Genomic DNA, 25,868 nt, shown 5'->3' on the forward strand with positions numbered 1-25,868 from the left:
TTGATGGAACATGACAATCGCGTCGTCTGGTCGGAAGGTATGTTCCTTCGGGTGCAGCATTTCCAGCAACAGGACCGCTGGACCGAGAAGCTTGTAAAGGCGGCAACGCGTGAACTGGTAAAATTTCCGTGGGGGGTTTCCCGTCTCGCTATCAATGAACAGCTCTTGAGCAATGGTCTGTTTGCTCTTTCCAGTGCACGGGGAGTGATGCCGGATGGAACTGTTTTTGAAGCCCCCGGCCCTGTCGATCTCCCTCCTGCATTGAGGCTTGAGGAAGGTACCAAGAATGTTCTTGTCTATTTGTGCCTTCCCATGCAGCAGGCAGGACTTGCAGAAGTAGGCGGCGAGGCTACTCCGGGCCGCAGCATTCGTTATGCGCGTCAGAAGTACGAAGTGCAGGATACCAATGAGGGCAGTTCGATTTCTGCGCTGCTGGATGTTGGCAGGCTTCGCCTGAGCTTTCTTTTGTCAGACGAAGAATTGGCTGGCTATGATCGTATAGCTGTAGCGCGAATTGTAGAGGTTCGGCAGGATCAATCTGTCGTGCTTGACGATACCTTCATTGCATCGGCCACAAATTGCGCCGCCCAGCTTCAACTCGAAAACATCGTCACCGAAATTTTGGGTATCATGTCCCACCGTGCCGAAGCGATTGCGGACCGCATGGGCGATCCTTCCATACGCGGCACGGCAGAGGTGTCTGACTTTCAGTTCTTGCAAGTCCTTAACCGCAATGAGGCAGTCTTCCGGCATCACCGCGAAAACCTTGCAGCTTTGCATCCGGAGACACTTTATGTGCTTTGCGCGCAGCTGGCCGGCGAGCTTTCAACGTTCACCAAGGAACGTCGCAGGGGCTCGGTTTTCCCGGGTTATCGTCATGTTGATTTGCGCGGCTCGTTTGATCCGGTTCTTGCTGATTTGCGCGAGTCGCTTTCTTCTGTGCTGGAGCGTTCCGCCGTGGAAATTCCACTCGACGAACGCAAGCATGGCGTGCGTGTCGGCACGATTACAGACCGCAATCTCCTCGTCGGAAGCGGCTTTGTCTTGGCAGTACGAAGCGACATGCCCTCGGAAGCGCTTCGCAGCACCCTGCCCCGGCAGATCAAGGTGGGACCAGTCGAGCGTATCGCCGAACTCGTCAACGTCGCTCTACCGGGCATAGCGGTTCGTCCTCTACCTGTAGCGCCGCGCCAATTGCCATATCGCCCGGGAACGAGCTATTTTGAACTCGACAGGGACGGACCTTTGTGGAAACAGCTTAGCACCTCCGGTGCCATTGCCCTGCATCTGGCCGGTGAATTTCCGTCCATCGAGTTTGAGCTTTGGGCTATAAAGTCATGACGCCATGAGTGACGATAAGTTCTGGCGCAGCGAACCGACGATCATAAAGCCAAAACCTGGTGGTGATCGTGGTCGCAATGCCCAATCCAGCACTGCTGACTCTGCAGAAACGACCACGCTACAGGCTGCATTGACTGAAGGTGGTGTCGAGATGATCGATGGCACACCCAAAGGTTTGCCATTTCTGGTTTCGGCGGCGCGACCACAGCTTAACCTGCTTTATCATTTGCGTGGACTTCATGAAGGACCTGATCCTGATCAATTGCGTACAGCCGTCATCGATGAGATGCGCGCATATGAGCGCAAAGTTGCCAATGCCAATGTCGATGCTCAGCACGCACGTGTTGCCCATTATGCCTTGTGCGCAACCATAGACGATGTGGTTCTCGCAACCCGGTGGGGCGGCGCCAGCAATTGGGCAAGCAACAGTATTGTTTCAACGTTCCATCGCGATGTGCAGGGCGGTGAACGCTTTTTTGAACTGCTGGAGCACTTCCACAAAGATCCGGGCCGCAACCGCGATATTCTGCTGTTGCTGTATCTGTGCCTTTCACTTGGCTTCAAAGGCAAGCTGAGAGTTAGTGCACGCGGCGCTCTTGAACTGTCCCAGATAAGAGACAGCCTATACCGGACGCTCCAAGCTACAATGGGCGATGTCGAGCGGGAGGTGTCACCCCATTGGCGCGGGATCAACGCTCGCTTTCTCAAGGGACGATTCAAAAACCTTTATCCGGCCTTGCTTGGCTTCCTGGTGTTGCTTTGTGCTTTCGGTTACATCGGTATTTTGCGGCTGCTCAACACAGACTCCGACGCAGTCATGGTGGCTATGGCCGCTGCACCGCCCGAGGGCAATCCATCGATTAAAGTTGCAGAACCGGCTCCCCAGCCAGTCGAGCAGATCGACCGGCTTCGCAATTTCCTCGCTTTCCTGCAACCGGAAGTAGATCGCGGTCTGGTCACCACTCAACGCAACGGCAATCGAGTGCTCGTGCGTTTTCGCAACACAGGCTTTTTTGCATCGGCCAAAGCAGATGTGTCGCCGCAGTTTCAAGGTTTGATAGACCGTATAGGCAGGGCCATTGCGGACGAGCATTTTGCAGTGCAAGTCATCGGTCATACCGATAATGATCCGATCAGAAATAATACCCGGTTTCCATCAAACTTTGATCTGTCACGGGCACGAGCAGAAAACGTTGCAAAAATTCTAGGGGCTTATGTACCCGGCAATCAGATAACTTTCGAAGGTAAAGGCGAATCCGAACCGATCGATACCAACGACACTAGAGAGGGTAAGGAGGCGAACAGGCGAACGGAAATCGTCGTAATTGCTACTCCGCGCCCCGACAACGACACGGCAACCGGCGCAGGCACTCAACAGTGAATATCCTCAATTGGCTCTATACAATCCGATCTTACCTTGAGGGCTACGCTGGCTTCCTCAAAGGCGGCAGGTTTTGGTCACTGATCTGGGTTGTCGCCATTTCTGTGATGATCTGGTTTTACGGCGAAAGCGTAGCATTCGGCCAATGGCGTCCGCTGGAAACCGAGTATAGCCGTCTCGTGGCGATTGGCGTCGTCATACTGGCTTGGCTGATCTACGTAATTGTCTCGGCGGTCAGGCGTCGCCGGGCTGAGGCTGCGATGATCGATGCCGTGGCAGAAGACGGCACGGATTCCGAAGCTGATGCGCGAGACGAGGTTACGCTCCTCAGGCAACGCCTCAAGGACGCACTGCTGCGCCTCAAGTCGATCAGTAAAAAGCGGTTTGGCTACGTTTATGACTTTCCCTGGTATCTTATCATCGGCTCCCCCGGTTCCGGCAAGACAACTGCGCTGGTGAATTCAGGCCTGTCTTTTCCTTTTGCCGATGAAATGGATGATCAGGCCATTCAAGGCGTTGGCGGCACACGCAGTTGCGACTGGTGGTTTACCGATGAAGCCGTGCTGATTGATACTGCCGGACGCTACACGACGCAGGACAGCGACGTTACCGTTGATAGCACTGCATGGCAAAGCTTTCTGGGTCTGCTGAAGCGTCACCGCCCGTTAAAGCCAATCAATGGCGTTATCGTAACAATCAGCATGGCCGACATCCTTACGCAAAGTGCGCAAGCGCGCTTCAAGGAAGTCCGGATACTCAAGCAGCGCCTGCGTGATCTTGAAGATAATCTGAAAGTACGCCTTCCCGTATATCTCGTGTTCACCAAGGTCGATATGCTTGCAGGCTTTGGTGAGTTCTTCGACAACTTCAACAAGTTTGACCGCGAACAGGTCTTGGGCGTTACTTTCCCACTCGGCGTGAGCCAATCGAAAGGCAAGATTGCTCAGGCATTTTCGGGTGAAATCGATCTGCTGCTGGAACGCATGCATCGGATATTGCTGGAACGCATGCAGCAGGAGCCTGATGACATCCGGCGCAGCAGTGTGTTCCGGTTTCCAGCGCAATTTGCGTCTATCAAGAATGTTCTCGTCGAGCAGATCGGCGAATTGACCGCGAGTTCAAAACTGGTTGGTGCGCCATTGCTGCGCGGTGTTTATTTTGTTTCAGCCACCCAAACCGGCGCGGTTTACGACAAGGTGGGCCGTTCAACGTCCGAACGATTCTCGTTTCTGCAGGAGCCCAATACAACAGGAACGGTCTCTCAGAAGGCGTTCTTTCTGTCGCGTCTGTTCAATGATGTGATTTTTGGCGAAGCCAATCTCGTTACCACGGATCTCAAGGTTCAGCGCCGCAAGCGCATCATGTCTGCAATCTTCTATCTTGTTCCTCTCATTATCGCTGGTGGACTATTCGCAGGCTGGGCTCATGCCTATCTTACCAACCAAGACACGATGAGCGCAGTGAATGAAAGGATTGCATCCTATAACCGCGAAGCAATGTCCATTCCGGTCGAAGATATTACAACTGACGATTTGAATCGGATCTTGTCGCCGCTGGATACTTTACGTGGTGCGCTGACCGATGACATTGCTGGTAAGAGCCGCTGGTATCATTTCGGTACCGATCAGGAAGAAAAACTGCGGGAAAGCATGCAGGCAACCTATGCGCGCGGGCTGAATGGCTTCTTGTTGCCGCGTTTGCTGGTCCACCTGCAAAACCGGATGAATGATCCGAAGATCAGCACGGGCCAGCTTTATGACACGCTTAAACTATACAGCATGCTTGGCGGTCTCGGACCGCTCGATCGGGAATTTGCCCTGCGACAACTCCGGGCAACATTTGAAGTCAGCCTACCCGGCGCTGGTCGTACGCAGTCGCGCGAGAGTTTGCTTGCTCACAGCAGTGCATTGCTGTCGCGGCCCTTGGCGGCAGTAACGCTAGACGACAATCTGATCAAGAAGGCCCGCGAAAAGCTGAACGCCATTCCACGCGCGCAGCAGCTCTATGAACTTCTTGTGGCAAGCCCTGATGCCCTTGCCATACCAGAATGGCGGCCTATCGATAAAGCTGGGTCGGGAGCAAAATTGCTCTTTGCGCGTCAGAGCCGAACTGATCTGCGTGAGGGAATACCAGGAGTTTTCACTCGCGACGGCTACTTCAATTATTTCCTGCCTCGCCTCGCAGAAGTGTCTGAGCAGTTCGCAAAGGAAAGCTGGGTTATTGGCGAGGATCAAGCCAATGCAGAGTCGGGTGACGATCTTAAAACCAACGTCCTGCGCATCTATTTTAATGCCAATCGCATGCAATGGGCAGCGCTGCTGAGCGATCTAACTATTCTCCCTGCTCCTGATCTAATTCAGGCAGCCGAAATCGTGCGTATTCTCGCTTCCAATGACAATCCGTTGCATACTCTTGCCACGGCGATTGCGGATGCAACAAATCTCGATCCACAACAGTTCGCACCACCGGAAACATCTAAAAACCCAGTCCCCAAAGAAGAAGAAATAGACGAAGCGCAGCAACGCCTGGCAGAGGAAAAAGCCAAGGCAGAGATTGCACGCGTTGAAGCGTTGCAATTACTGACAGACGGTTTTGAAACCAACATGCTCGATCCCTACGCAGCGTTGCGTAAATCTTTGCAGGCGCCCGAAGGACAAAAATCGGAATTTGCCGATCTTTCCCCTATCCTTGAGGAACTTTCCTTGCAACTAAGCCGCGCCGCGATCAACGCCGGCGACGTCAACACGATCTTTGGCGTGGAAAGCAAACTTGTATCAGCCAACCAGATGCTCGTAACACAGGCACAGCGCCTGCCTGAACCAGTGAGTATCTGGATAGGCCGTCTTGCGACTGATATTGCACGGTTGACAGCAAACGGTGCCCGTCAATCAATGTCTGCAATGTGGCAAGCCTCAGCGGCACGCGTCTGCAAGGCTGGCATTGAAGGCCGTTATCCCTTTGACCGCAACGGTGTCAACGATGTTGCAATCAACGATTTCATTCGCATGTTCGGACCATCCGGTGAGTTTTCAACATTCTTCCAACTGCATTTGAAGCCATTTGTCGATGTATCACAGTCTCCGTGGCGTTTAACCGGAATGAACGGCGCCGAAGCCATTCCGAGCGACGCTCTGATCCAGTTTGAAAACGCGCAGACGATACAGACGGCCTTTTTCTCAAAGGGCGGAAACGAGCTAAGTCTTGATCTGGATATTACGCCGATTGACCTCGACAGTAATTCGACAAGTGTTTCCCTTGATATCAATGGCAAGAATATCACCTACGATCACGGTCCTCCCCAAACGCAGTCCTTCCAATGGCCGGGCGAAGGTAATCGCGAAGCACGCATCGCGTTCAATCCTCCCGGACCGGAAACAAGCATAAAGAAAAACGGCCCATGGGCGATGTTCCGCCTGTTCGACAGAGCACAGAAAAATGTATCCAGCGCCGATCAATTTACCGCATTATTCCGGATAGGCAGCCGCAGGGCGAGCTTTGATGTCAGGGTGGGGTCAGTACTCAATCCGTTTGCCTTGGACGCGATACGCTCGTTTAAATGCCCTGAGGGCCTGTAGCCTTAAATCTTAAATACAAGGCAATAGAATCCTGCCAGCCCAATGGAAGTGAGGAACCAGGTTTATGCACCACCGCGACACGGTTTTGGCAGGCTATTTCGGCAAAATTCCCTCAAAGGGAGATTTTGTCAGCCGGCGCCTTGATCGCAATGTTCGCGCGCAGTTTGATCAATGGCTTCAATCTGCGTTGCAGGCGAGCCAGGAAACGCTGGCGGGCGAATGGCTGGAGCTTTATCTGAATGCACCGATATGGCGCTTCTATCTCGAGGCAGAGATATGCGGACCATATCCCGTTGTTGGGATGATGATACCGAGCGTTGACAAGGCAGGCCGTTATTTTCCTTTTGTCGTAGCAGCACAAATACCGGACTTTGCCCTCTCCGTTGCCGCAGTCGGGCAAACCGATGAATGGCTGCAATCTCTCGAAAGTCTGATTTTAAGCGTACTTGACGATGACTTCGATCTCGATTTTTTCGATCATCGGTTGGCTAAAATAGCTTTTGATATTGGCGACCCCGATCAGGATACGGGCAACACGGTAATATTTGCGCCACTTGCAGCAGCACTGAATGATCAAAGCTCTGGCCCACGATCCGTGTGGTGGACTTCGGGCTCCGACCGACGCAAGGCGGGCATCTCGCTTTACAGTGGTTGGCCCGCAGCTACCGCTTTTGCATCATTCTTCACGGACGGCTCTGCCCCCGCAAATTTCGACGACGCCTTTGAGCGCGCGCGCCAAAGTGGGCTTTCGCGTCACAATAATGGCATGCTTTCTGAATCGGCCAAGGTTGGAACATTATCACTGGCCGCGCGCTCCCATCGGGGAACTTTAGCCGAACAAAACATTGAAAGCTTCGTGTTTCGGTTGGATAAAGGACTTGTCTCCATTGCCGACGGGACGTTTGGTCTCAGCCGCAGTGCAACTATTTCACGTTTTCTGCTGGCATCTCTGGACAGCGTTCAGATGCCGGCCAGCATTGATGATGCTTTGCAGGTTCTGCAAGAACGACTGGAGGATGCCAAACGCGCACTGACCGAACGTCTCGATATCACGGTGGCCGGTCCAGCCCTGCAAGCTGGCACGTTAAGCTTTGTCTTCCGCGAAAATCGTTTTGGATTGATCGTGCAGGGAAATGTGCACTGCATCCTGCTTCGAGGCGATGAAGTGATCGAACTGACCGATACAAGCCTTAGCAAACGCTCCGGCTCTACCCTGCAGCTGCAATTCAAAGCGACCTCCTCCACCGTTACCGGCGAGCTTTTCCCCGGCGACCGCTTTTTGCTGATGACAGCGAATATTGCTGAAGATGTTCTGGAGCATGAGAACTCCAGCACACTCCATGATCAACGTGTCGAGGCCATTGTCGACCGGATTATCGACGACGCATTGATCAATGGTGCGGCAGAAAACCTTACAATCGTCGCGTTATCGGTTGATCAATCTCCCCAATAGACGTTCCGCCTATTCGCGCTTGTTGTGGACAAGGCTTATAGCGCTCTCACATGTCCATGGTCGCAACCCGCAACCTCGCCTATGTTTATTTGATGAAACCATCACGCGAAATAACACGTCTTCTGGACATCATGGCAGCCCTGCGGACACCCGTTACAGGCTGTCCATGGGATATCGAGCAGGATTTCAGATCAATCGCGCCATACACGCTAGAGGAGGCATTTGAAGTCATCGACGCCATTGAACGCAATGACATCGATGATCTTCGGGAAGAACTCGGTGATTTGCTGCTTCAGGTGGTCTTTCACGCCCGGATGGCCGAGGAAATGAAGGTGTTTGATTTTGGGGATGTGGTGCAGGCTATAACCCACAAAATGATACGTCGCCATCCGCATGTTTTTGGCGATGAAGCTGCCCGTGGATCGGGCATGGCCAAAGGTATGTGGGACAAGATCAAAGCTGAGGAGAAAGCCGAGCGCCGCGAACGGCGACGGGCTTTGCAACTCGATCCGTCCGAGCCAAATGGTTTCCTTGATGACATACCCGAAGGTTTTCCGTCGCTGATGCGGGCTTTGAAACTCCAGCAGAAGGCTGCCAAGGTAGGTTTTGACTGGTCGGAAGCCCTCCCCATTCTCGATAAGATAGAAGAAGAGATTGCGGAGCTACGACATGAAATTAATGCTGGGGACCAGCAAAAGACTGAAGAGGAATATGGTGATCTGCTTTTTGCCATGGTCAATCTCGGCAGGCATTTGAAACTGGAACCGGAAAGCGCGCTGCGCGGGACCAATGAAAAGTTCCGGACAAGGTTCCATTACATAGAAAAGAAGCTGACAGAGCGTCAGCAATCGCTTGAGGACGCAACGCTCGATGAAATGGAAGCACTCTGGAGCGAGGCCAAAACCAAAAAGTAGTCAGGTTCTGGTTTTGCTCAGCAACTTCTCTTGCAGAATAGCATTTGAAGCCGCCGTCATATCCATGGTTAGCAGCACAGAACCGTCATCCTGATCTTTACGCTTCACATTGGTGGAATGCTGATAAATCCAATCGATAAGCCCCATTCGTTCGGGCTGTAGCGTCAGCTTCACGTGGGCAAGTTTCCCGGCGATGCGATTTTCGATTTCTTTCAATAGAATATCGACGCCTTCCCCGGTTATTGCTGAAACGGGGATCGGATGCTCATTGCCGGTCGCAGCAGCGCTAAGGCGTTGCGCGGCTTCCCTGCCCGCATCGTCAAGCAGGTCAATTTTGTTCCAGACTTCGATAATGCGCTTTATATCGCCGCGTTCTATGCCCAGATCGGCCATGATCGCATGCACATCTTCCGCTTGCGCGGCGGTATCGGGATCAGAGATATCGCGTATATGCAAAATAAGGTCTGCTTCGACAACTTCTTCAAGTGTCGCCCGAAATGCTGCGACGAGATGCGTCGGCAGATTCGAAATGAAACCCACAGTATCAGACAGGATGACCATTTCGCCGTGTTCCAGGCGAATGCGCCGCAACGTCGGATCAAGCGTGGCAAAAAGCATGTCCTCTGCAACAACGCCTGCGCCTGTCATACGATTGAACAAGGTAGATTTGCCCGCGTTGGTATAGCCCACGAGCGCTACAATCGGATGAGGCACCTTCCGGCGCTTACTGCGGTGTAGTGCGCGCGTGCGAACGACGGTTTCCAATTCGCGTTTGATACGCAGGATCTTTTCCTGCAAGGCACGTCTGTCGGACTCGATCTGCGTTTCACCGGGACCGCCGAGAAAGCCGCCACCGCCGCGCTGCCGCTCAAGGTGGGTCCAGCTCCGAACCAGTCGACCTTTCTGGTAAGTCAGATGCGCCAGTTCAACCTGTAGTGTACCCTCTTTTGTCTGCGCGCGACGTCCGAAAATCTCAAGAATAAGCCCTGTTCTATCGAGAACTTTGGCATTCCACGCTTTTTCGAGATTCCGTTGCTGCACGGGCGTGAGCGAGTGATCGACTATAACCAGTTCGGCATGCGTTTCTTCGATAATTTCGGCAATCATCTCGACCTTGCCGGAGCCTAGCAGGGTCGCCGGTCGCGGAGCCGATACTTGCACGATATCCGAGTGCACAATGTCCAGATCAATGGCGCGCGCCAGTCCTTTGGCCTCTTCGAGACGTGCTTCATCGCTACGTTGGAATTCGCGGTAGTATGTTGGAGCTTTGTGGTCTTCCTGCCTGCCGCCGTCTGCAAAACGATTTGGTAGCACCGGGACGATGACAAGCGCACGAGTAGCTTCCCGGGCGGTATCGTCATCCCCGACAATTCCGCCCTGCTTGTTTGCGTTACGCGTGGTTTCTTTGGTCAAATGTGATTAGTCGCTTTCTTCAACTTCGAACATCTGCACAGGCTGGCTTGGCATGATGGTCGAAATGGCATGCTTGTAAACAAGCTGCGAATGGCCGTCGCGGCGCAAAAGCACGCAGAAATTGTCAAAAGAAGTAACAATACCGGTCAATTTTACACCATTTATGAGGAAGATTGTCAGAGAAATCTTCTGTTTTCTGACTGAGTTCAGAAAAAGGTCTTGAAGATTCTGCGATCGTTCAGCCATTGTTTTTATCCTTTTATGCGATCAGCAAATGTGTCTCGTGCAAAATTCTGCAGTGGAAACAGGTAACCCTGCTCCCAACAGGAGGCGGAAAACAGCGTTTGTAAAGTCCCCTCACTCACGGGTTAACAGGATGGCGTTTTTTCCGCAATCTCAAAAAACGCTTCACGTAACGAAAGTGTTATCGTTCCGGGGTGGCCATTAGCCACCGTAACGCCATCGATATCAACAACCGGCATAACTATAGTGGTTGCAGCAGTAATAAAAGCCTCTTTTGCGCTTTTTGCTTCGTTCACCGAGAAACCCCGCTCTTCTATTTTCAAACCAAGCTTTTTAGCCACATCAAAGATTGTGGTCCTCGTGATGCCCCTCAAAATGCCGGTTTCGGCTGGGCGCGTAACGAGAACCCCGTCTTTGGTCACGATCCACGCATTGGTCGCCGCTCCCTCCTTGACGGTGCCATCGGCATCAACGAACCATGCCTCTTGAGCGCCCTGCTCTTTTGCCTGCTGACGAGCCAACACATTTGGAAGCAGACCAACAGATTTTATATCCACCCGCTCCCATCGGTTTTCGGGAACCGTTATGATCTTGATGCCTTTTTCAGCACGCGCTTGAGAAGCCGCCGGACTGGTACGCTTGGCTGTCACAACGATTGAGGGAGCCGTTTCCGCAGAAGGAAAAACATGATCGCGACGAGCAACACCGCGGGTTACCTGCAAATATACAAGACCATTGTGAACCCTGTTGCGACGCACCACTTCCCTGATGACCATCTGCAAAGCCTTTCGCTCCATTGGCCAAGCAATTTTAAGCTCTGACAATGAGCGTCCAAGTCTGTCGAGATGCCGCGTCATATCCATGATATTGTCGCGCGCAATCTCACACACCTCGTAGACACCATCTGCAAATTGATAACCGCGATCCTCAATATGCACACCAGCTTCAGAATGCTGGACATATTGGCCGTTCACATAGGCAATCCGGGACATTTTCGACCCTCCTCAGAATGAGCCAAAGACAATGCGCATAGGCGTAGAAAGATCAACACGCTTGCCGGTGTCCTCCAATGCGCCGCTTTCTATATCGCGCCTGAAAACAGCAATCCCGCCGCCTTTCTGGTTTGCCACCAGCATGAACTTGCCAGACGGGTCGATAGTAAAATTACGTGGACCAATGCCCTGCGATGGTGTCCAGCCAATCAACGTAAGCTTACCCGACTCCTGAATTGAATAGCTCACAATGCTGTGGTGGCCACGGTTCGATCCGTAAAGAAAACGCCCATCGGGACTGACGGCGATTTCAGCGCACGTGTTCGTATCGGTAAAATCGCCCGGTATTGTCGGCAAAGTCTGCCTGATCGAGAATCCAGCCTTTTCTGAATCATAATCCAATACTGAAACAGTACAATTCAGCTCATTGATAACATAGGCTATTTTTCCATTGGGGTGGAACGTCAAATGGCGTGGGCCTGCGCCCTCCGGCAATTGTGTGAAAGGTGTTGCAGCAAGTTTCAACTTTTCGCCGTTCTTTGGCAGTTCATAGGCAATGATCTGGTCCAGCCCGAGATCACAAACGAATAACGTACGATTATCCGGGCTTACGACCGTGCAGTGTCCATGCTGCCGCTTATCTGTCGGCAAGATAGCGTTTGCACCTTCGTGACATGCTGCGGCAAAAGCCGGTTCGATACCGCCGTCATTGCGAATGGAAAAAGCAGCTACGGCATTACCCGGCAGCGAGCCCAACGGCGCAACAGTGTAGTTCGAGGCAAACATCATCGTGCCCGTTTGATCAAAACCTATGTGGCATGTTGTGTTACCCATGGTTGACTGCATGTTGATGTAGGATAAAGCGCCGCTATCCGCGTCAATCTCAAAGGCAGCCACGAGATTTTCATTCCACTCCGGGACTTCAACCGCCGCATAAAGCCGCTTGTTATGCTCATCTATCGCCAGATAACCGGGATTGTCGATTGCCAGATATTCACTCGCAAGTGTAAGGCTCCCGGTTTCAGTGTCGAATTGATAGACACTGATGCCCTTGCCTTGACCAGGCAGAGCGTTGCGATTCAAGTTACCGACGAAAGCGAAGGTTTTTGGCATTGGTTTACTCATGAATTCGAGAGGTGAAGTATTTCGCCATCCGCAGGGATGATCAGTTTTTGGGTTGTAATATTGTTGCTGTCCGCAAAAGCCCTTAGGTTACCACGAGAAACCGTTGCGTGATCAAGCGCTTCCATATGCGTAGCTATGATGCGGGCCTTTTCATCAGCGATCCGGCAAACTTCGACTGTTTGTCCGGCATCCATGACGATCAGTGTATCGTCCCATTTGGCACCGCAGGAATGCGTGATGATGATGTCAGGCTTAGTGCCTGAAATCGTCTCAACCACAGGCGGATAAAGCACAGTGTCGCCAGCCCAATAGATCGAAGGCTCGTTGTCCACTTCGATTGAGAGGCCGATAACTGAACCCATTTTGTCGAGTACTGCGCCTGTACCGTGATTACCATCACGCCGCGTAAGGCGAATACCGCGCCACACCAGTTCATCGGTTAGCTCGGTAACATCAGTAAAACCAAAGCCGCGAATTTTCTCTGCATCACCCGGCTGACAAATCAGAGGTATATCCTTCGGAACATTGTCCTGAGCTACCTTGTCGAAGTGATCCGCATGAAGGTGTGAGACAATGACCAGTTCCACACCCGCGAGAATATCAGCGATATCCGCAGGAAGATCGACCATCGGGTTGGGCGAGCGTCCGGTAAAAGACGGGCGGCTATGTTTGGGAGAAAAATCAGGATCAATCAGCAACGTCCTGCCAGCATAGTCAATCTTGAGAGTGGCATTACGCAAAAGTTGTAATTTCATGAACGTATGCCCTGCTGTTAGAAAAACTCGAGGCTGACACGGAACATCTGCTCGACTTGTTTGACAGTTTCGGCGGTGGCGAACAGCACGACCCGGTCTTTTGGCTTTATGCGAACATTGCCGTCTGGCTTGATGACCTCGCCATTGCGGTAGATTGCGCCGATGCGCAATCCTGCTGGCAAATCCAGTTCGCGCAACGGGGCACCGACCATTGGAGAGGTTTCCAGGGCTTCCGCTTCAATGATTTCCGCTTGCCCCTTCTGGACGCTATGAACCGCACGAATTCGTCCACGACGGACGTGTTGCAGCACACGTGAAATAGTGACGCTACGCGGACTGATTTGCGCATCAATGCCAAGCGATTTGCTCAGATCGAGAAAATCAGGATTATTTATAAGCACAAGATTCGATTTGCAGCCCAAGCGCTTCGCCATGACGCCTGCAAGCATATTGACCTGATCGTCATTGGTCAGGCTTACCATCAGGTCAGCGTCCTGTATCTCCGCTTCATAAAGCAGTTTCTGATCCAGCGCACTCCCATGCAGAACCAGAGACCGGCGAAGTTCGTCTGCAATCGCATTGGCCCGCTTCAGGTTAGGTTCGATCAGCTTGACCTTCGTTTTCGGCTGCTTGGCTTCTATGGTTTGCGCGACATGGAGACCAATATTGCCACCGCCGGCAATGATAATACGCGTAGCCTCCGGTTCCTCATGGCCAAACAGCGCCAGCGTTCGATGTATCTGGGATTTCTCCGCTGCAACATAGGCAATGTCGCCGCTGAACATCTGGTCAGTTGAACGAGGTATGAAAAGCTTATCATTACGGACGATGGCCATGACTGTCGCTGCCAGATCCGGGAAGAGATCGGTAAGCTGAAACAATGGCGTATTGATAACTGGACAATCCTCAAGGCATTCGATGGCCAGAGCCGCGACATTCTCATCGGCAAATCGAACGACATCACTGACGCCCGGCAGCGCTATGCGCCGCAACACCATTTCACCGACTTCCAGCTCCGGCGAAATGATGACATCGATGGGCATATGATCGCGGGAGAACAAATCCTGATAGTGCGACTGCAAATAGGCCTGAGCACGTATACGGGCGATTTTGGTGGGCACATTGAATAGCGCGTGAGCAACCTCACACGCGACAATGTTGACCTCATCATAAAGGGTCGCGGCAATGATCATATCGGCCTGATCGGCACCCGCAGCCGCAAGCACATCAGGATGGGCGCCATGTCCTACAAATCCGCGAACATCCAGCGTGTCCCGAACGACCTGAATCAGTTCGGCAGAGGTATCTATTACCGAAATATCGTTGTCTTCGGCTGCCAGCCGTTCCGCTATGCCATAACCGACCTGGCCCGCCCCGCAGATGATTACACGCATATTTGCTTCAGACCCCGAGGGATTTTAACTTCCGGTGCAGTGCCGAACGTTCCATACCAACGAATTCAGCGGTGCGCGAGATATTTCCGCCAAAACGGTTGATCTGCGCGATCAGATATTCTTTTTCGAAGCGCTCGCGCGCCTCCCGCAAGGGCAAAGCCATAATATGCTGATCGGATTCTGTCGGGGCCTTGGGCAAGGTATCGCCAATTTCCGCCGGAAGAAGATCTGCCGTAATGACTGCTTCAGGATCATCACCCCGCGCAAGGATGATAAGGCGTTCAATATTATTGCGCAGCTGGCGAATATTTCCGGGCCAGGAGTGCGATTGCAGCACCGCCATTGCATCGGGACCAATCTTACGCGGCTTGATACCAGCCTGGTCAGCAATCTGTGCCATGAAGAAATCAACAAGCGCGGGAATATCGTCACGGCGATCAGCGAGCGGCGGCACGATAACCGGAACCACTGCCAGCCGGTGAAACAGGTCTTCACGAAACCGACCCTCGGCAATCATTGCCTCAAGATTCTGTGCTGTTGACGAGATGATCCTGACGTCGACCTTGATCCGTTTTGTACCGCCAACACGTTCGAACTGCTGATCGACCAATACACGCAGAATCTTGTTTTGAGTTTCACGCGGCATGTCGGCGATTTCATTGAGATAGAGAATGCCCCCATGGGCCTCTTCCAACGCGCCAACCTTCCGTTCACCGCCATCTGATTCCGTACCGAAAAGCTCTACTTCCATGCGCTCAGGCGTGATGGTAGCGGCGTTCAGATTGACAAATGGCCCTTTTGAACGGCCGGACAAAGCGTGGATTGCCCTCGCCGTCAGTTCTTTACCAGCACCGGATGGTCCGGTGATCATGATACGGCTGTTCGTCGGAGCCACGCGTTCAATCGTCTGTCGCAAATGATTCATCGACAATGACGAGCCAAGCAGTTCAAAACTTTCGGTTGAGCGTTTGCGCAGATCGGAGACTTCCCTGCGCAGCTTTGACGTTTCCAGCGCCCGCTCGGCAATAAGAATCAGCCTGTCGGCTTTGAATGGTTTCTCAATGAAATCATAAGCGCCTCGCCGGATGGCGGAAACCGCTGTTTCAATATTCCCGTGACCGGAAATCATAACCACAGGAATTTCAGGATGGCGCAGCTTGACCTCATCGAGCAAAGCCAAACCATCGAGACGGCTGCCCTGCATCCAGATATCAAGGAATATCAGACGTGGTATCCGGTCATCGATCGCCGCCAAAGCGCTATCTGCGTCCGACGCGACACGAGTGTCATAACCTTCATCACTAAGTATGCCTGCAACAAGCTCGCGGATATCGACTTCATCGTCGACTACAAGAATGTCAGATGCCATTTGAATTCACCTGTTTTGCCGATTTATCGGGATTTTCTGACTCTGCGGATGCAGATTGGTTCATTGGAAAAATCATGCGGATCATTGCGCCTCGTCCTCCGTAGAAATCGTCCGGCGCGTCATGTAGTTCGATGTGGCCTGCGTGGTCCTCGACAATCTTCTTGACGATAGCAAGGCCGAGACCGGTGCCTTTCTCGCGTGTCGTCATATATGGCTCCAGCAAACGCTGCCGGTGTTCGCGGGGAAGCCCCTTACCGCTATCAAGTATCTCAACAATGATAGAATCGCCTTCAGCACGCGACCTGATAAGAATATGTCCTTCTACGTGCCCTTCCTTGACAACGGCCTCCACTGCTTCAGCCGCATTCTTGATAACATTGCCAAATGCCTGCCCCAAAAGGCGGCTGTCGAATTGCCCCATCAAGGGCACTGCGCCGAAGTCACGTTCAAAGCGGATATCGCTGCGGCTCACCTCCACAAGGAACGAGGCCTCCCGAAGCGCCTCACGCAAATCCATCTTCTTGATTTCCGGCTTTGGCATGCGGGCAAATGAGGAGAACTCATCAACCATCCGGCCAATATCACCCACTTGCCGGATAATTGTTTCGGTGCATTGATCGAAGACTTCACGGTCTTCGGTAATGACCTTGCCAAAACGGCGGCGGAGACGTTCTGCCGACAATTGGATGGGTGTAAGCGGATTTTTGATTTCATGCGCGATGCGGCGCGCCACATCTGCCCAGGCCGACGAGCGCTGCGCCTCCACAAGGTCGGTAATATCATCAACAGTAACGACGTAAGAATGCTCAATCGATTCAGCGTCTTCCACGGTGATCTGCACATTAAAGGTACGAGCGCTGCCGCGACGTGACATCGTCACCTGTTCCCGGTAGACCGAGCGGCCGGTCGCGTGTGCTACTTCAAATACCAGACCGATCTCCGGCACGAGGGCGCTCAGATTCTTGCCACGCGACGCAAGCGGATCGAGTGCCAGCATTGCTTCAGCCGACCGATTTACGATACCAATCGCTCCGTCAGCGTTGACGCTGATAACACCGGCTGTGACGCCGGAGAGCACGGCTTCTGAAAAGCGTCGACGTTCGTCGATTTGATCCTTTGCTGATACGAGGTCTTTACGTTGCGTTCCCAACTGCCGAACCATCGTGTTGAATGTCTGGGATAGAGACCCGACATCGCCGTCAGAGCGATGCACAGGAACTGAAACATTGAGGTTGCCTGTCGCAACATTGTCCGCCGCACCGATGAGCAGGCGTATCGGACGCACCAGACGATCTGCAACGGCAATACCCGTCCAAATTGCCGATAAGAGTAGAGTCAGCGTCAACCCGAAATAAAGCATTGCAAAAAGAATCTGCGTACTGATGCCATTGCCATCCGCGGCGACTGCAGCATCAGCATTCTTCTTTTCCATTGCGCGGCTGGAATTGAGTATATCCGGATCAACCGGGCGTATCGCATAAAGAAAGACGCCCGGTATCTCCCGCATCTTGATAACGGCACTCAACAGATTCGTCTGCTCCGGCGGAATAAGCACGGGCTTGCCGTCGGAAGCCGTTTCAAGGACAGACTTTGCAACCAACGGAATTGGCGTTGTGGTGGGAATATCGGCTCGCACAGCCGTACTGCCATCAGCTCGTATGACAGATGCCGCAATCATATTTCGTCCGAGCGCCTGCTGCGTCATCAGACGCACAAAACCGCTTCGGTCCAAGTTGAACAAGGTACGTTCCGCGTCCAGATCGTCGACCATTTCCAGGGTTGAAGATTGAAGGCTACGTGCACTTTCCTGAATATAGGCTTCCGCAAGGCTGATCGACGATTTAACGATCGTCGACGTGCGCATTTCAAACCAGCGATCAAGCCCCATATCCAATGTGATTGAGGCAACTATGGCGACGATCATCGCTGGCACAGCGGCAACGAGCGAGAAAAGGACGACGAGACGCACGTGCAGACGAGACGCTGCTTTTCCGCGATGCCGCGCTTGGACGACACGATAGATTTCGCGGCCAATAAGCAGGATGAGTGCGATAATCAGAATTGTATTGATGCTCGTCAGCAGCAAAGTCACGTCGCTGTCCGGGCGGATCGGCGTTACACCAGTCAGAATGAAAAAAGTGATCCCGGTCGTCAACAACGCCAATAACACTGTTGCAATACCCAGACGCGAAAAGAACCTCTGCGTAACGCCGCTCGTCGCGCCGGATACAGAACTGTTCAATATGTTGACCGAGTTTGACAAGAGCATTGCAATGTGACCCCAACCAAGTGGCACTCATGCAACACATTGTGGCGGAAATGCAACGCTTTGTCATATACGCAGATCGAAATGCACAACCATTTGATGTAGCCGGCTTTTAAGGCCAACAATTCAGCCAACCATTAAAATTTACGGCATTTACGCATAGCTTTCTTCACAGCTCTTAGTTGTAGTAAAAGCGTATCAAACTCCTTGGCGGTTGCGATGACGACCTACGATCTCTGGATGACAAAATTTGGTAATATGTCGCCCTATAAACAGGTTGTCATAATGGTTTTAATGGCGACTGTAGCCGCCAATTTTCTTGCTCTTGGATTCTTTGTCTTTGTTGATTTAAGCGAGATCGACAATCTCCTGATTGTGACCACAGCTATCGTTGTTATTGTAAGTGCTCCGCTTGGATCATTTCTGGTTGGTCTCAATTATCGGCTCAAGCAGACCGCCTTGCTGCTTGAACTGGCATCGCGCAGGGATGATTTAACGGGACTATCAAACAGAAATGAATTCTACTTGCAGGCGCAGAGGCAGATTGCACTGTGCGACCCTGAAAGAAGTGCGGGGGCCATTCTCTATATCGATGCCGACCATTTCAAATCGATCAACGATCAACATGGACACGCGGTTGGCGACAGTGTTCTACAGGAAGTAGGCATTTTGCTACGCTCTGTAATTGGTGAGTGGGATTTCGCCGCAAGATTCGGAGGTGAAGAGTTCGCTCTCTTCCTTACCAATGCAGATATAGGCAAAGCTGACTGGCTGGCACATAAAATTCTTATGGGCATGAAGGAAATTCCCACACACTTGCGTATCCTAGAACTCAATGTGACAGTTAGTGTCGGCATCGCTGTTCACCAGTCAGGTCAGTCACTGGAAGAGGCTCTTGTTGCGGCTGATAAGTGTCTCTATGCCGCCAAAAATCAAGGGCGCAATCGAATCGTTCATGCAAACAGCGAGTTTATCGGAACATACGAGCCGAAACGCCGGATCGTTTAAGTTCAGCATATAGATTTGGCTGGTTCGAAATGGCAGTAATCTTCACCTGCCCGCCTTGTAAAAACGAACCTGAACCGTATCTGCCACTTAGCCGATCAAACGCGCTTAACGCATGAAATCAGCACCTGAACACTTAAATATTCAGCAACAACAATCTTCTAGGGAAGTATCTCATGTCGAACTCGACCTACGCAATTTCAGTTCCCGCGCTTTTACGCGGGCTTTCCATCGTTTCATCCCTGATTGAGAAGGCAGAGGCGTTTTCAACCGAGAAGAAAATTAGCCCGGACGTTTTGGTCAATGCCCGTTTGGCACCCGACATGTTGCCGTTCTCAGGTCAAGTGCAAAGGATAAGTGATACTTCAAAAGCCGTAATCGGCCGCCTCACCTCCATTGAACCACCTAAAATGCCCGATGAAGAGAAGACCTTTGCAGAGCTTCAGGAGCGGATCGCTAAAACAGTGGATTTTCTGAAAAGCGTCGATGAAAGCGCATTCGATGAGGCATCTTCGAAAGAAGTCACGCTCAGCTTTGGCAAACTGAAGACCACCCTTACAGGTGACGACTACATCACAAAGTTCGTTTTACCGAACTTCTATTTCCATGTCACAACCGCACAGAACATATTGCGCCATAATGGCGTTTCAGTTGGAAAACTCGATTATATCGGACCGCTAGCATAACAGGCAGTCATGGGTGGCCGTTAGCGCGGTCGCCCCAACCTACCGATCGCTTTTATTGTGCTTGTAAATATTGACACCCAACTCGCGAATTTTCTTGCGCAACGTGTTGCGGTTCAGTCCTAAAAGCTCCGCTGCCTTGATCTGATTGCCATGAGTGGCAGTCAGGCATGATAGGATAAGCGGATATTCAACCTCCTCAAGCACCCGTTGATACAGTCCGGCGGGCGGCAGATCATCGCCATAAGACAGAAAGTAGCGTTGCATATTCAATTCTACTGACTGGGCAATGGTGATGTCTTCATTTGCCAAGCCATTCGATGACGGCTCTGCCGGACGCAAATCTGCTTTCAGCTCGGCTTCGATGACCTCGGCATTGATCTCTTCCTGCGGATAAAGTGCCGCCAATCGTCTAACAAGATTTTCCAGCTCGCGCACATTGCCCGCCCACGGGTAACGTCGCATGAGGTCCAAGCCGGCTCCGGTAATGCGTTTTTCCGGCAGACCGTCTTTAACTGCCATCTTGAAGAAATGCCGGACCAGATCAGGAATATCCTCCCCGCGCTCGCGCAGCGGTGGCAAACGCAATGGCACAACGTTGAGGCGGTAGTACAGATCTTCGCGAAACAATCCCTGATTGATGAGGGTTCGGAGATCCTTGTTACTCGCCGCCACGATGCGCACATCGGTCTTGATCGGCGTGCGCCCGCCGACAGTCATATATTCGCCTTGCTGCAGGACACGCAGAAGACGGGTCTGGGCTTCCATCGGCATATCGCCAATCTCGTCCAGAAACAGTGTCCCACCATCAGCTTGCTCAAAGCGTCCGCTTGATCGGTTTTGGGCACCGGTGAAGGCCCCGCGTTCATGTCCGAACAATTCAGATTCGATCAAATCGCGTGGAATTGCGGCCATGTTGATCGCGACGAAGGGGCCCTTACGCCTGCGACCATACTCATGCAGTGCCCGTGCCACCAGTTCCTTGCCTGTACCGGATTCACCGGAAATCATGACGGTCAAATCGGTTTGCATCATGCGGGCAAGCACGCGGTAGATATCCTGCATGGCGGGTGATCGCCCAACCAGCGGCATTGTATCCGGCTGCTCGTCAGCCGCCCATTTTTCCGGCTTCTTTTTCGGTTCGGAAAGTGCCCGCCCGACAATGCTGACCAGTTCGGTCAGATCGAACGGCTTCGGCAAGTACTCATAAGCCCCGGCTTCCGAAGCTCGGATAGCCGTCATGAACGTATTTTGGGCACTCATGACGATAACCGGCAAATCCGGACGGGATTTCTTGATGCGCGGCAGAAGATCAAAGGCATTTTCATCCGGCATGATCACGTCAGTAATGACGAGATCGCCATCGCCAGCTGAAATCCAGCGCCACAGTGTGGCTGCATTGGATGTTATGCGAACATCATAACCGGCACGCGACAGCGCCTGGTTGAGAACCGTTCTGATTGCCGCGTCGTCGTCGGCTACGAGAATGCTACCCAAACTCATTATCAGAATCCTGTCTTGGTGGGGTATGGATTGTCATCTGCATGATCATCATCGAGCGGACCGCTTTGCCATGCAGGCATCAAAATCCGGAAAGTGGTTTTACGCGGAAATGAATCACATTCGATCACGCCGCCATGATCACCAACAATTTTTGCGACCAACGCGAGCCCGAGGCCCGAACCATTTGGCTTCGTCGTGACGAAAGGATCGAACAGATGCGGCATGATATCGGGAGAAACACCCGCGCCCGTATCGGAAACGCAGAACTCAAGCGGAAGCGAAACACGATTACGCATGCCCGGTACAGACAGCCTGATACCCGGACGAAACGCTGTGGAAAGGGTAATCTCACCCGGCTCGTTTGCCCCAATGGATTCCGCTGCATTTTTCACAAGATTGAGAAATATCTGCACAAGCTGATCGCGATTGGCGAAAACATAAGGCAGTGAAGGATCATAATCCTCGTGAAACTTTATGTGGTTGGCGAACCCATTCTTGGCGATAGCTTTGACGTGATCGAGAACCACATGAATGTTGACAGCTTCCCGTTCGATGGGGCGCTCATCTGAAAACACTTCCATACGGTCCACAAGTGACACGATACGATCGGTTTCATCAGTGATCAGGCGCGTCAGCGCCCGATCATCATCATTGAGGCCCATTTCGAGGAGTTGAGCCGCACCGCGGATACCCGAAAGCGGATTCTTGATCTCATGTGCGAGCATGGAGGCGAGCCCCGTCACGGAGCGTGCCGCACCTCTATGCGTCATCTGGCGATCAAGTTTCTCCGCCATGGACCGCTCTTTGAACAAGATGACTATAGAACCGGGCGATTCGCTTACCGGCGTAACATAGAGATCAACAATACGGTCCTGACCGAGCCGCGGAGACGAAACATCAACACGATACTCGTTTACAGGCGATGGGCTCTCGCGTACCTGCTTGACCAGCGCCAATAGCGGGCTGCCAAAGGGCAGCAGCATATCGAGGGTATTTCGGTTCAGGATTGTGGCGCTTGAGCGAAAGAACGCTTCCGCATCGGCATTTGCATACGAGATATAGCCTGCCTCATCCAGCATTATAACGGGATGCCGCAATGAATTGAGAACCATGCTTGCAAGCGTGTCTTCCGATATCGTCATCAAGCAACTTTCTTCAAATCTGTCTGCGGGCGGCTCAAAGCATCATGTAAACGTCTCACTACAAGCAATGAGTTCGTTTCTGTCATGATGGAAGCTCGTGTTGCCGGCCCGATATCAACGCCATGCAAATCCAGATACCAGCCAAGATGTTTGCGTGCATGGCGAATACCTGTGGTCTCGCCATAATGCGCAAGCATTGCTTCGTAATGGGCCACAGCGTAGTCGGCCACAGTCTCGGGAGCATCCCCGGCGTTGTCACTGGCGATCCACCCCGGCAGCCAGGGCTGGCCATATGAACCACGACCTACCATCACAGCATCCGCACCGGACGCTTCCAATATACCAACAGCATCATCTCGACTGACGACATCGCCATTGGCAACCAGCGGGATGGAAATCACATCGCGGACGGCATGAATGGCACGCCAATCAGCCTTGCCTTCATAGAATTGACAGCGTGTGCGGCCATGCACGGTTATCATCTGCACGCCGGCCTGCTCTGCCCGCAATGCAAGCTCCGGCGCATTGATTGTATCATCGTCCCAACCAAGGCGCATTTTCAGCGTCACCGGCACTTTGACCGCTTCAATGGTTGCTTCGATCAGCGTCAAAGCATGGTCGAGATCGCGCATCAGGGCGGAACCCGACAGGCCGCCTGTTACCTTCTTCGCCGGGCAGCCCATATTGATGTCGACGATGTGAGCACCCTCGCCTTCAGCGATACGGGCAGCTTCCGCCATCCACCTCGTCTCGCGTCCAGCGATTTGAACCACATGCGTGCCCAGCCCGTCGCCCTTGAGACGCAATAAATTGCCTCGCTCCCGAGTGCAAAGCTCCGCACTGGCAACCATTTCAGACACGACCATGCCAGCACCCGCCTGCCAGGCGAGTTGGCGAAATGGCAGGTCAGACACACCGGACATAGGCGCCAGAAATACGCGATTGCGCAATTCTACGCCGCCTACTGCCAATGGTTGCTTTAAATCGGTCACCAGCCCTGCCTGTTTCGTATGCAATTTTATAATAGCCTATCCTTTAGACACGATTGTGCCACTTCGCAAGGCAAACCGCGTCTTTCTGTGATCAGTTTTCGACCTTGTTTAGTCGAAAACTCTGGCCTTTCGCTTTGGCAAAGGGTAACGCAGATGGACCAATTGGAGAGAATTGTGCCTGCCAAGACTGACGACAACAAACTGCGGGTAGCTGCCGTCATCGTAGCAGCAGGACGCGGCGAACGTGCCGGACAGAGCGTCGAGGGTCCGAAGCAATATCGCAGGATCGGCGGCGAAGCTGTGCTTATGCACACTGTACGCGCTTTTCTTGGCTGTCCCCTGATAAATCAGGTCGTGGTTGTTATCCATAAGGAGGATGATGCACTGTTCGCACAAGCACTGGGTGATTTTACCGGCAAGGTAAAAGCTGTCACTGGAGGGCCGACGCGGCAGGAATCAACCCGACTGGGTTTGCTTGCATTGAATGGCGCAGAAATCGATCACGTTCTTATTCATGATGGTGTAAGGCCGTTTATTGCCGCAGATTTGCTCGAACGCGTTATTTTCAACCTTACGCCCCATATCGGCGTTTTGCCTGTTCTGGCAGTGTCCGATACACTGAAGGCGGCCGGTCACGATGCGATGGTAAGCGCTACTGTGCCTCGTGCCGGGCTATATGCCGCTCAAACCCCTCAGGCATTTCCATACGCACCAATTCTCGATGCACACAACGCGGCTTTTGCTGCAGGTCGTTCTGATTTCACCGACGATTCCGCGATTGCCGAATGGCACGGGTTACCCGTCCGGATCGTCGATGGCTCGGCAGACAACACGAAGCTAACATGGGCAAAGGATATTGAAATGGCCGATGACCGCCTGTCACAGAAGCAATCTGCTTTCCCGGATGTGCGGACCGGCAATGGATATGATGTTCATGCATTCGAAGCGGGCGATGGTGTCTGGCTGGCGGGTGTTTTTATCAAGCATGACAAGAAGTTGTCAGGGCATTCTGATGCAGATGTGGCTTTGCATGCTCTGACCGACGCTCTATTGGCCACGCGCGGTGCCGGGGACATCGGCACACACTTTCCGCCTTCTGATCCCCAATGGAAAGGCGCTGCATCACACATCTTCGTCGAACATGCCGTGAAGATCGTGAAAGAGGCTGGCGGAAGGATCGCCAATGCCGACATTACCCTGATCTGTGAAGCTCCAAAAGTCGGGCCACACCGTGAAGCCATGACAGCCGCTTTGGCCGGAATGCTGGGAATTACACCGGACCGCATTTCCATCAAGGCGACAACAAACGAAAAACTAGGCTTTATCGGACGTGAGGAAGGCATCGCTGCGATAGCAACAGCATCAGTCATTTATCCGGGTGGATTACCGGAATGAGCGGGCTTATTGCAGAAGAGAAGGCTGTTGCACTGCTGGAAGCGTGCCGCCGCAAAAGCATCACGCTTGCAACTGCCGAATCCTGCACCGGCGGCCTTATAGCTGCTTCTCTGACTGATATTGGCGGCTCTTCCGATGTCTTTGATAGAAGTTTTGTGACCTATTCCAACGAGGCCAAGCACGAAATGCTTGGCGTTCCGACTGAGCTGATAGAACAATACGGCGCTGTTTCCGAGCAGGTGGCGCTGGCCATGGCAGCTGGAGTCATCGCTCATTCTCGCGCCGGTATCGCAATCTCGGTTACAGGCATTGCAGGCCCCGGTGGCGGATCACAGCAAAAGCCAGTCGGTCTCGTATGGTTTGGATTGGCTCTGAAGGGACAGCCGCCAATTGCGGCGCGGCACATTTTCGAAGATCGGGGGCGAGCTTCGATCCGTATGGCTGCGGTTAATGTAGCGCTCGACATGGCGCTTTCCGCGCTTGAAGCTAAGAACGCGTAACCTTGAACGCCATACCAATCGACTTCGGAGTAACCGGCTTAAAGCCAAATTTTTCATAGAGATATTTGGCGGGACCATCAGCGATCAGGCTGCAATAAGCTCCATCCGGCGCATTGGCCTGCACATAATCAACAAGGTTTTCGACAATCATCTTACCCAAGCCCCGACCCTGATGCTCAGGATCGACAGCAATATCGACAACTTGATAAAAGCAACCATTGTCACCAATGATCCTACCCATCGCGACAGCCTGCTCCTGATACCGAATGATCGCAGCATGAATTGTATTGGGTAGGCCGGTTTCCGCAGCTTCACGGCCCTTGGGACTTAATCCCGATATCACCCGTAGACGCAGATAATCATCTACAGATGGAGTTTCGACGCTGAGCTGATAATCGGGATTTTCGTGCTGCACGGCTAAAGCTCT

21 protein-coding genes are annotated in these 25,868 nt (G+C 52.6%); 9 read left to right on the top strand and 12 right to left on the bottom strand.

The annotated features are described in order from the left end of the window. Positions 1–3: 3 nt before the first annotated feature. The 5 genes from tssK to mazG all read left to right on the top strand — a co-directional run bounded on the left by tssK (position 4) and on the right by mazG (position 8,664). The gene (gene tssK, locus ABKW30_RS17820; protein WP_348600250.1) at positions 4–1,341 is read left to right on the top strand and encodes a type VI secretion system baseplate subunit TssK; all 1,338 of its coding nucleotides are present in this window, start codon (positions 4–6) and stop codon (positions 1,339–1,341) included. Between the two features lie 4 nt (positions 1,342–1,345). After that, entirely contained in the window at positions 1,346–2,722 is a 1,377-nt protein-coding gene (gene tssL, locus ABKW30_RS17825; protein ID WP_348600251.1) for a type VI secretion system protein TssL, long form, read from the top strand. Beyond that, entirely contained in the window at positions 2,719–6,297 is a 3,579-nt protein-coding gene (gene tssM / locus ABKW30_RS17830) for a type VI secretion system membrane subunit TssM (protein WP_348600252.1), read from the top strand. The genes tssL and tssM overlap by 4 nt, the downstream gene beginning before the upstream one ends. 64 nt (positions 6,298–6,361) lie before the next feature. Then, positions 6,362–7,750 (top strand): type VI secretion system-associated protein TagF, encoded by a 1,389-nt coding sequence (tagF, locus tag ABKW30_RS17835; protein ID WP_348600253.1) that lies wholly within the window; start codon positions 6,362–6,364, stop codon positions 7,748–7,750. Positions 7,751–7,842: 92 nt separating this feature from the next. Further along, positions 7,843–8,664, top strand: a complete 822-nt coding sequence (gene mazG / locus ABKW30_RS17840) for a nucleoside triphosphate pyrophosphohydrolase (protein ID WP_348600434.1) — start codon at positions 7,843–7,845, stop codon at positions 8,662–8,664. Here the strand turns inward: mazG and hflX are convergent, their stop codons facing one another. The 8 genes from hflX to ABKW30_RS17880 all read right to left on the bottom strand — a co-directional run bounded on the left by hflX (position 8,665) and on the right by ABKW30_RS17880 (position 18,224). Then, positions 8,665–10,035 carry a GTPase HflX gene (gene hflX, locus ABKW30_RS17845; protein WP_348600435.1) on the bottom strand — a complete coding sequence of 457 codons (1,371 nt, stop codon included), beginning with the start codon at positions 10,033–10,035 and terminating at the stop codon, positions 8,665–8,667. It lies immediately after the preceding gene. 48 nt (positions 10,036–10,083) lie between these two features. Continuing rightward, the gene (hfq, locus tag ABKW30_RS17850; protein ID WP_008129219.1) at positions 10,084–10,323 is read right to left on the bottom strand and encodes an RNA chaperone Hfq; all 240 of its coding nucleotides are present in this window, start codon (positions 10,321–10,323) and stop codon (positions 10,084–10,086) included. Between the two features lie 122 nt (positions 10,324–10,445). Next, positions 10,446–11,312, bottom strand: a complete 867-nt coding sequence (locus ABKW30_RS17855) for a D-amino-acid transaminase (protein WP_348600254.1) — start codon at positions 11,310–11,312, stop codon at positions 10,446–10,448. A 12-nt stretch (positions 11,313–11,324) separates the two neighbouring features. Next, positions 11,325–12,425, bottom strand: coding sequence for a lactonase family protein (locus ABKW30_RS17860; protein ID WP_348600255.1), 1,101 nt, complete (start codon positions 12,423–12,425; stop codon positions 11,325–11,327). Between the two features lie 8 nt (positions 12,426–12,433). After that, positions 12,434–13,192 carry an MBL fold metallo-hydrolase gene (locus ABKW30_RS17865; RefSeq protein ID WP_348600256.1) on the bottom strand — a complete coding sequence of 253 codons (759 nt, stop codon included), beginning with the start codon at positions 13,190–13,192 and terminating at the stop codon, positions 12,434–12,436. A 17-nt stretch (positions 13,193–13,209) separates the two neighbouring features. Then, positions 13,210–14,586 carry a Trk system potassium transporter TrkA gene (gene trkA / locus ABKW30_RS17870; protein WP_348600257.1) on the bottom strand — a complete coding sequence of 459 codons (1,377 nt, stop codon included), beginning with the start codon at positions 14,584–14,586 and terminating at the stop codon, positions 13,210–13,212. A gap of 7 nt (positions 14,587–14,593) precedes the next feature. Next, positions 14,594–15,955 (bottom strand): sigma-54 dependent transcriptional regulator, encoded by a 1,362-nt coding sequence (locus tag ABKW30_RS17875; protein WP_348600258.1) that lies wholly within the window; start codon positions 15,953–15,955, stop codon positions 14,594–14,596. Beyond that, positions 15,945–18,224, bottom strand: coding sequence for a PAS domain-containing sensor histidine kinase (locus ABKW30_RS17880; RefSeq protein ID WP_348600259.1), 2,280 nt, complete (start codon positions 18,222–18,224; stop codon positions 15,945–15,947). Before ABKW30_RS17880 ends, ABKW30_RS17875 begins: the two co-directional genes overlap by 11 nt. Before the next feature lie 216 nt (positions 18,225–18,440). On the opposite strand from ABKW30_RS17880, the gene ABKW30_RS17885 reads away from it, so the two are divergent. Both ABKW30_RS17885 and ABKW30_RS17890 read left to right on the top strand, forming a co-directional pair. Further along, positions 18,441–19,229, top strand: a complete 789-nt coding sequence (locus tag ABKW30_RS17885; protein WP_348600260.1) for a GGDEF domain-containing protein — start codon at positions 18,441–18,443, stop codon at positions 19,227–19,229. Positions 19,230–19,402: 173 nt separating this feature from the next. After that, positions 19,403–19,912: a DUF1993 domain-containing protein gene (locus tag ABKW30_RS17890; protein WP_348600261.1), complete on the top strand. Its 510-nt coding sequence runs from the start codon at positions 19,403–19,405 to the stop codon at positions 19,910–19,912. Positions 19,913–19,951: 39 nt separating this feature from the next. Here ABKW30_RS17890 and ntrC read toward each other — a convergent pair whose 3' ends face one another. The 3 genes from ntrC to dusB are packed head-to-tail and all read right to left on the bottom strand — an operon-like array spanning position 19,952 to position 23,546. Beyond that, entirely contained in the window at positions 19,952–21,412 is a 1,461-nt protein-coding gene (ntrC, locus tag ABKW30_RS17895) for a nitrogen regulation protein NR(I) (RefSeq protein ID WP_348600262.1), read from the bottom strand. A gap of 2 nt (positions 21,413–21,414) precedes the next feature. After that, positions 21,415–22,554: a nitrogen regulation protein NR(II) gene (locus ABKW30_RS17900; protein WP_348600263.1), complete on the bottom strand. Its 1,140-nt coding sequence runs from the start codon at positions 22,552–22,554 to the stop codon at positions 21,415–21,417. Then, positions 22,554–23,546, bottom strand: coding sequence for a tRNA dihydrouridine synthase DusB (gene dusB / locus ABKW30_RS17905; protein WP_348600264.1), 993 nt, complete (start codon positions 23,544–23,546; stop codon positions 22,554–22,556). The genes ABKW30_RS17900 and dusB overlap by 1 nt, the downstream gene beginning before the upstream one ends. A gap of 153 nt (positions 23,547–23,699) precedes the next feature. On the opposite strand from dusB, the gene ABKW30_RS17910 reads away from it, so the two are divergent. Together ABKW30_RS17910 and ABKW30_RS17915 are read left to right on the top strand one after the other, a co-directional pair. Further along, positions 23,700–24,941: a bifunctional 2-C-methyl-D-erythritol 4-phosphate cytidylyltransferase/2-C-methyl-D-erythritol 2,4-cyclodiphosphate synthase gene (locus tag ABKW30_RS17910; protein WP_348600265.1), complete on the top strand. Its 1,242-nt coding sequence runs from the start codon at positions 23,700–23,702 to the stop codon at positions 24,939–24,941. Next, positions 24,938–25,441 (top strand): CinA family protein, encoded by a 504-nt coding sequence (locus ABKW30_RS17915; RefSeq protein ID WP_348600266.1) that lies wholly within the window; start codon positions 24,938–24,940, stop codon positions 25,439–25,441. The genes ABKW30_RS17910 and ABKW30_RS17915 overlap by 4 nt, the downstream gene beginning before the upstream one ends. Here ABKW30_RS17915 and ABKW30_RS17920 read toward each other — a convergent pair. Then, the gene (locus ABKW30_RS17920) at positions 25,428–25,856 is read right to left on the bottom strand and encodes a GNAT family N-acetyltransferase (protein WP_348600267.1); all 429 of its coding nucleotides are present in this window, start codon (positions 25,854–25,856) and stop codon (positions 25,428–25,430) included. The genes ABKW30_RS17915 and ABKW30_RS17920 overlap by 14 nt on opposite strands. Between the last annotated feature and the right edge of the window lie 12 nt (positions 25,857–25,868).

This window comes from Phyllobacterium sp. SB3, assembly GCF_040009165.1.
In the GTDB taxonomy this organism is placed as follows: domain Bacteria; phylum Pseudomonadota; class Alphaproteobacteria; order Rhizobiales; family Rhizobiaceae; genus Phyllobacterium.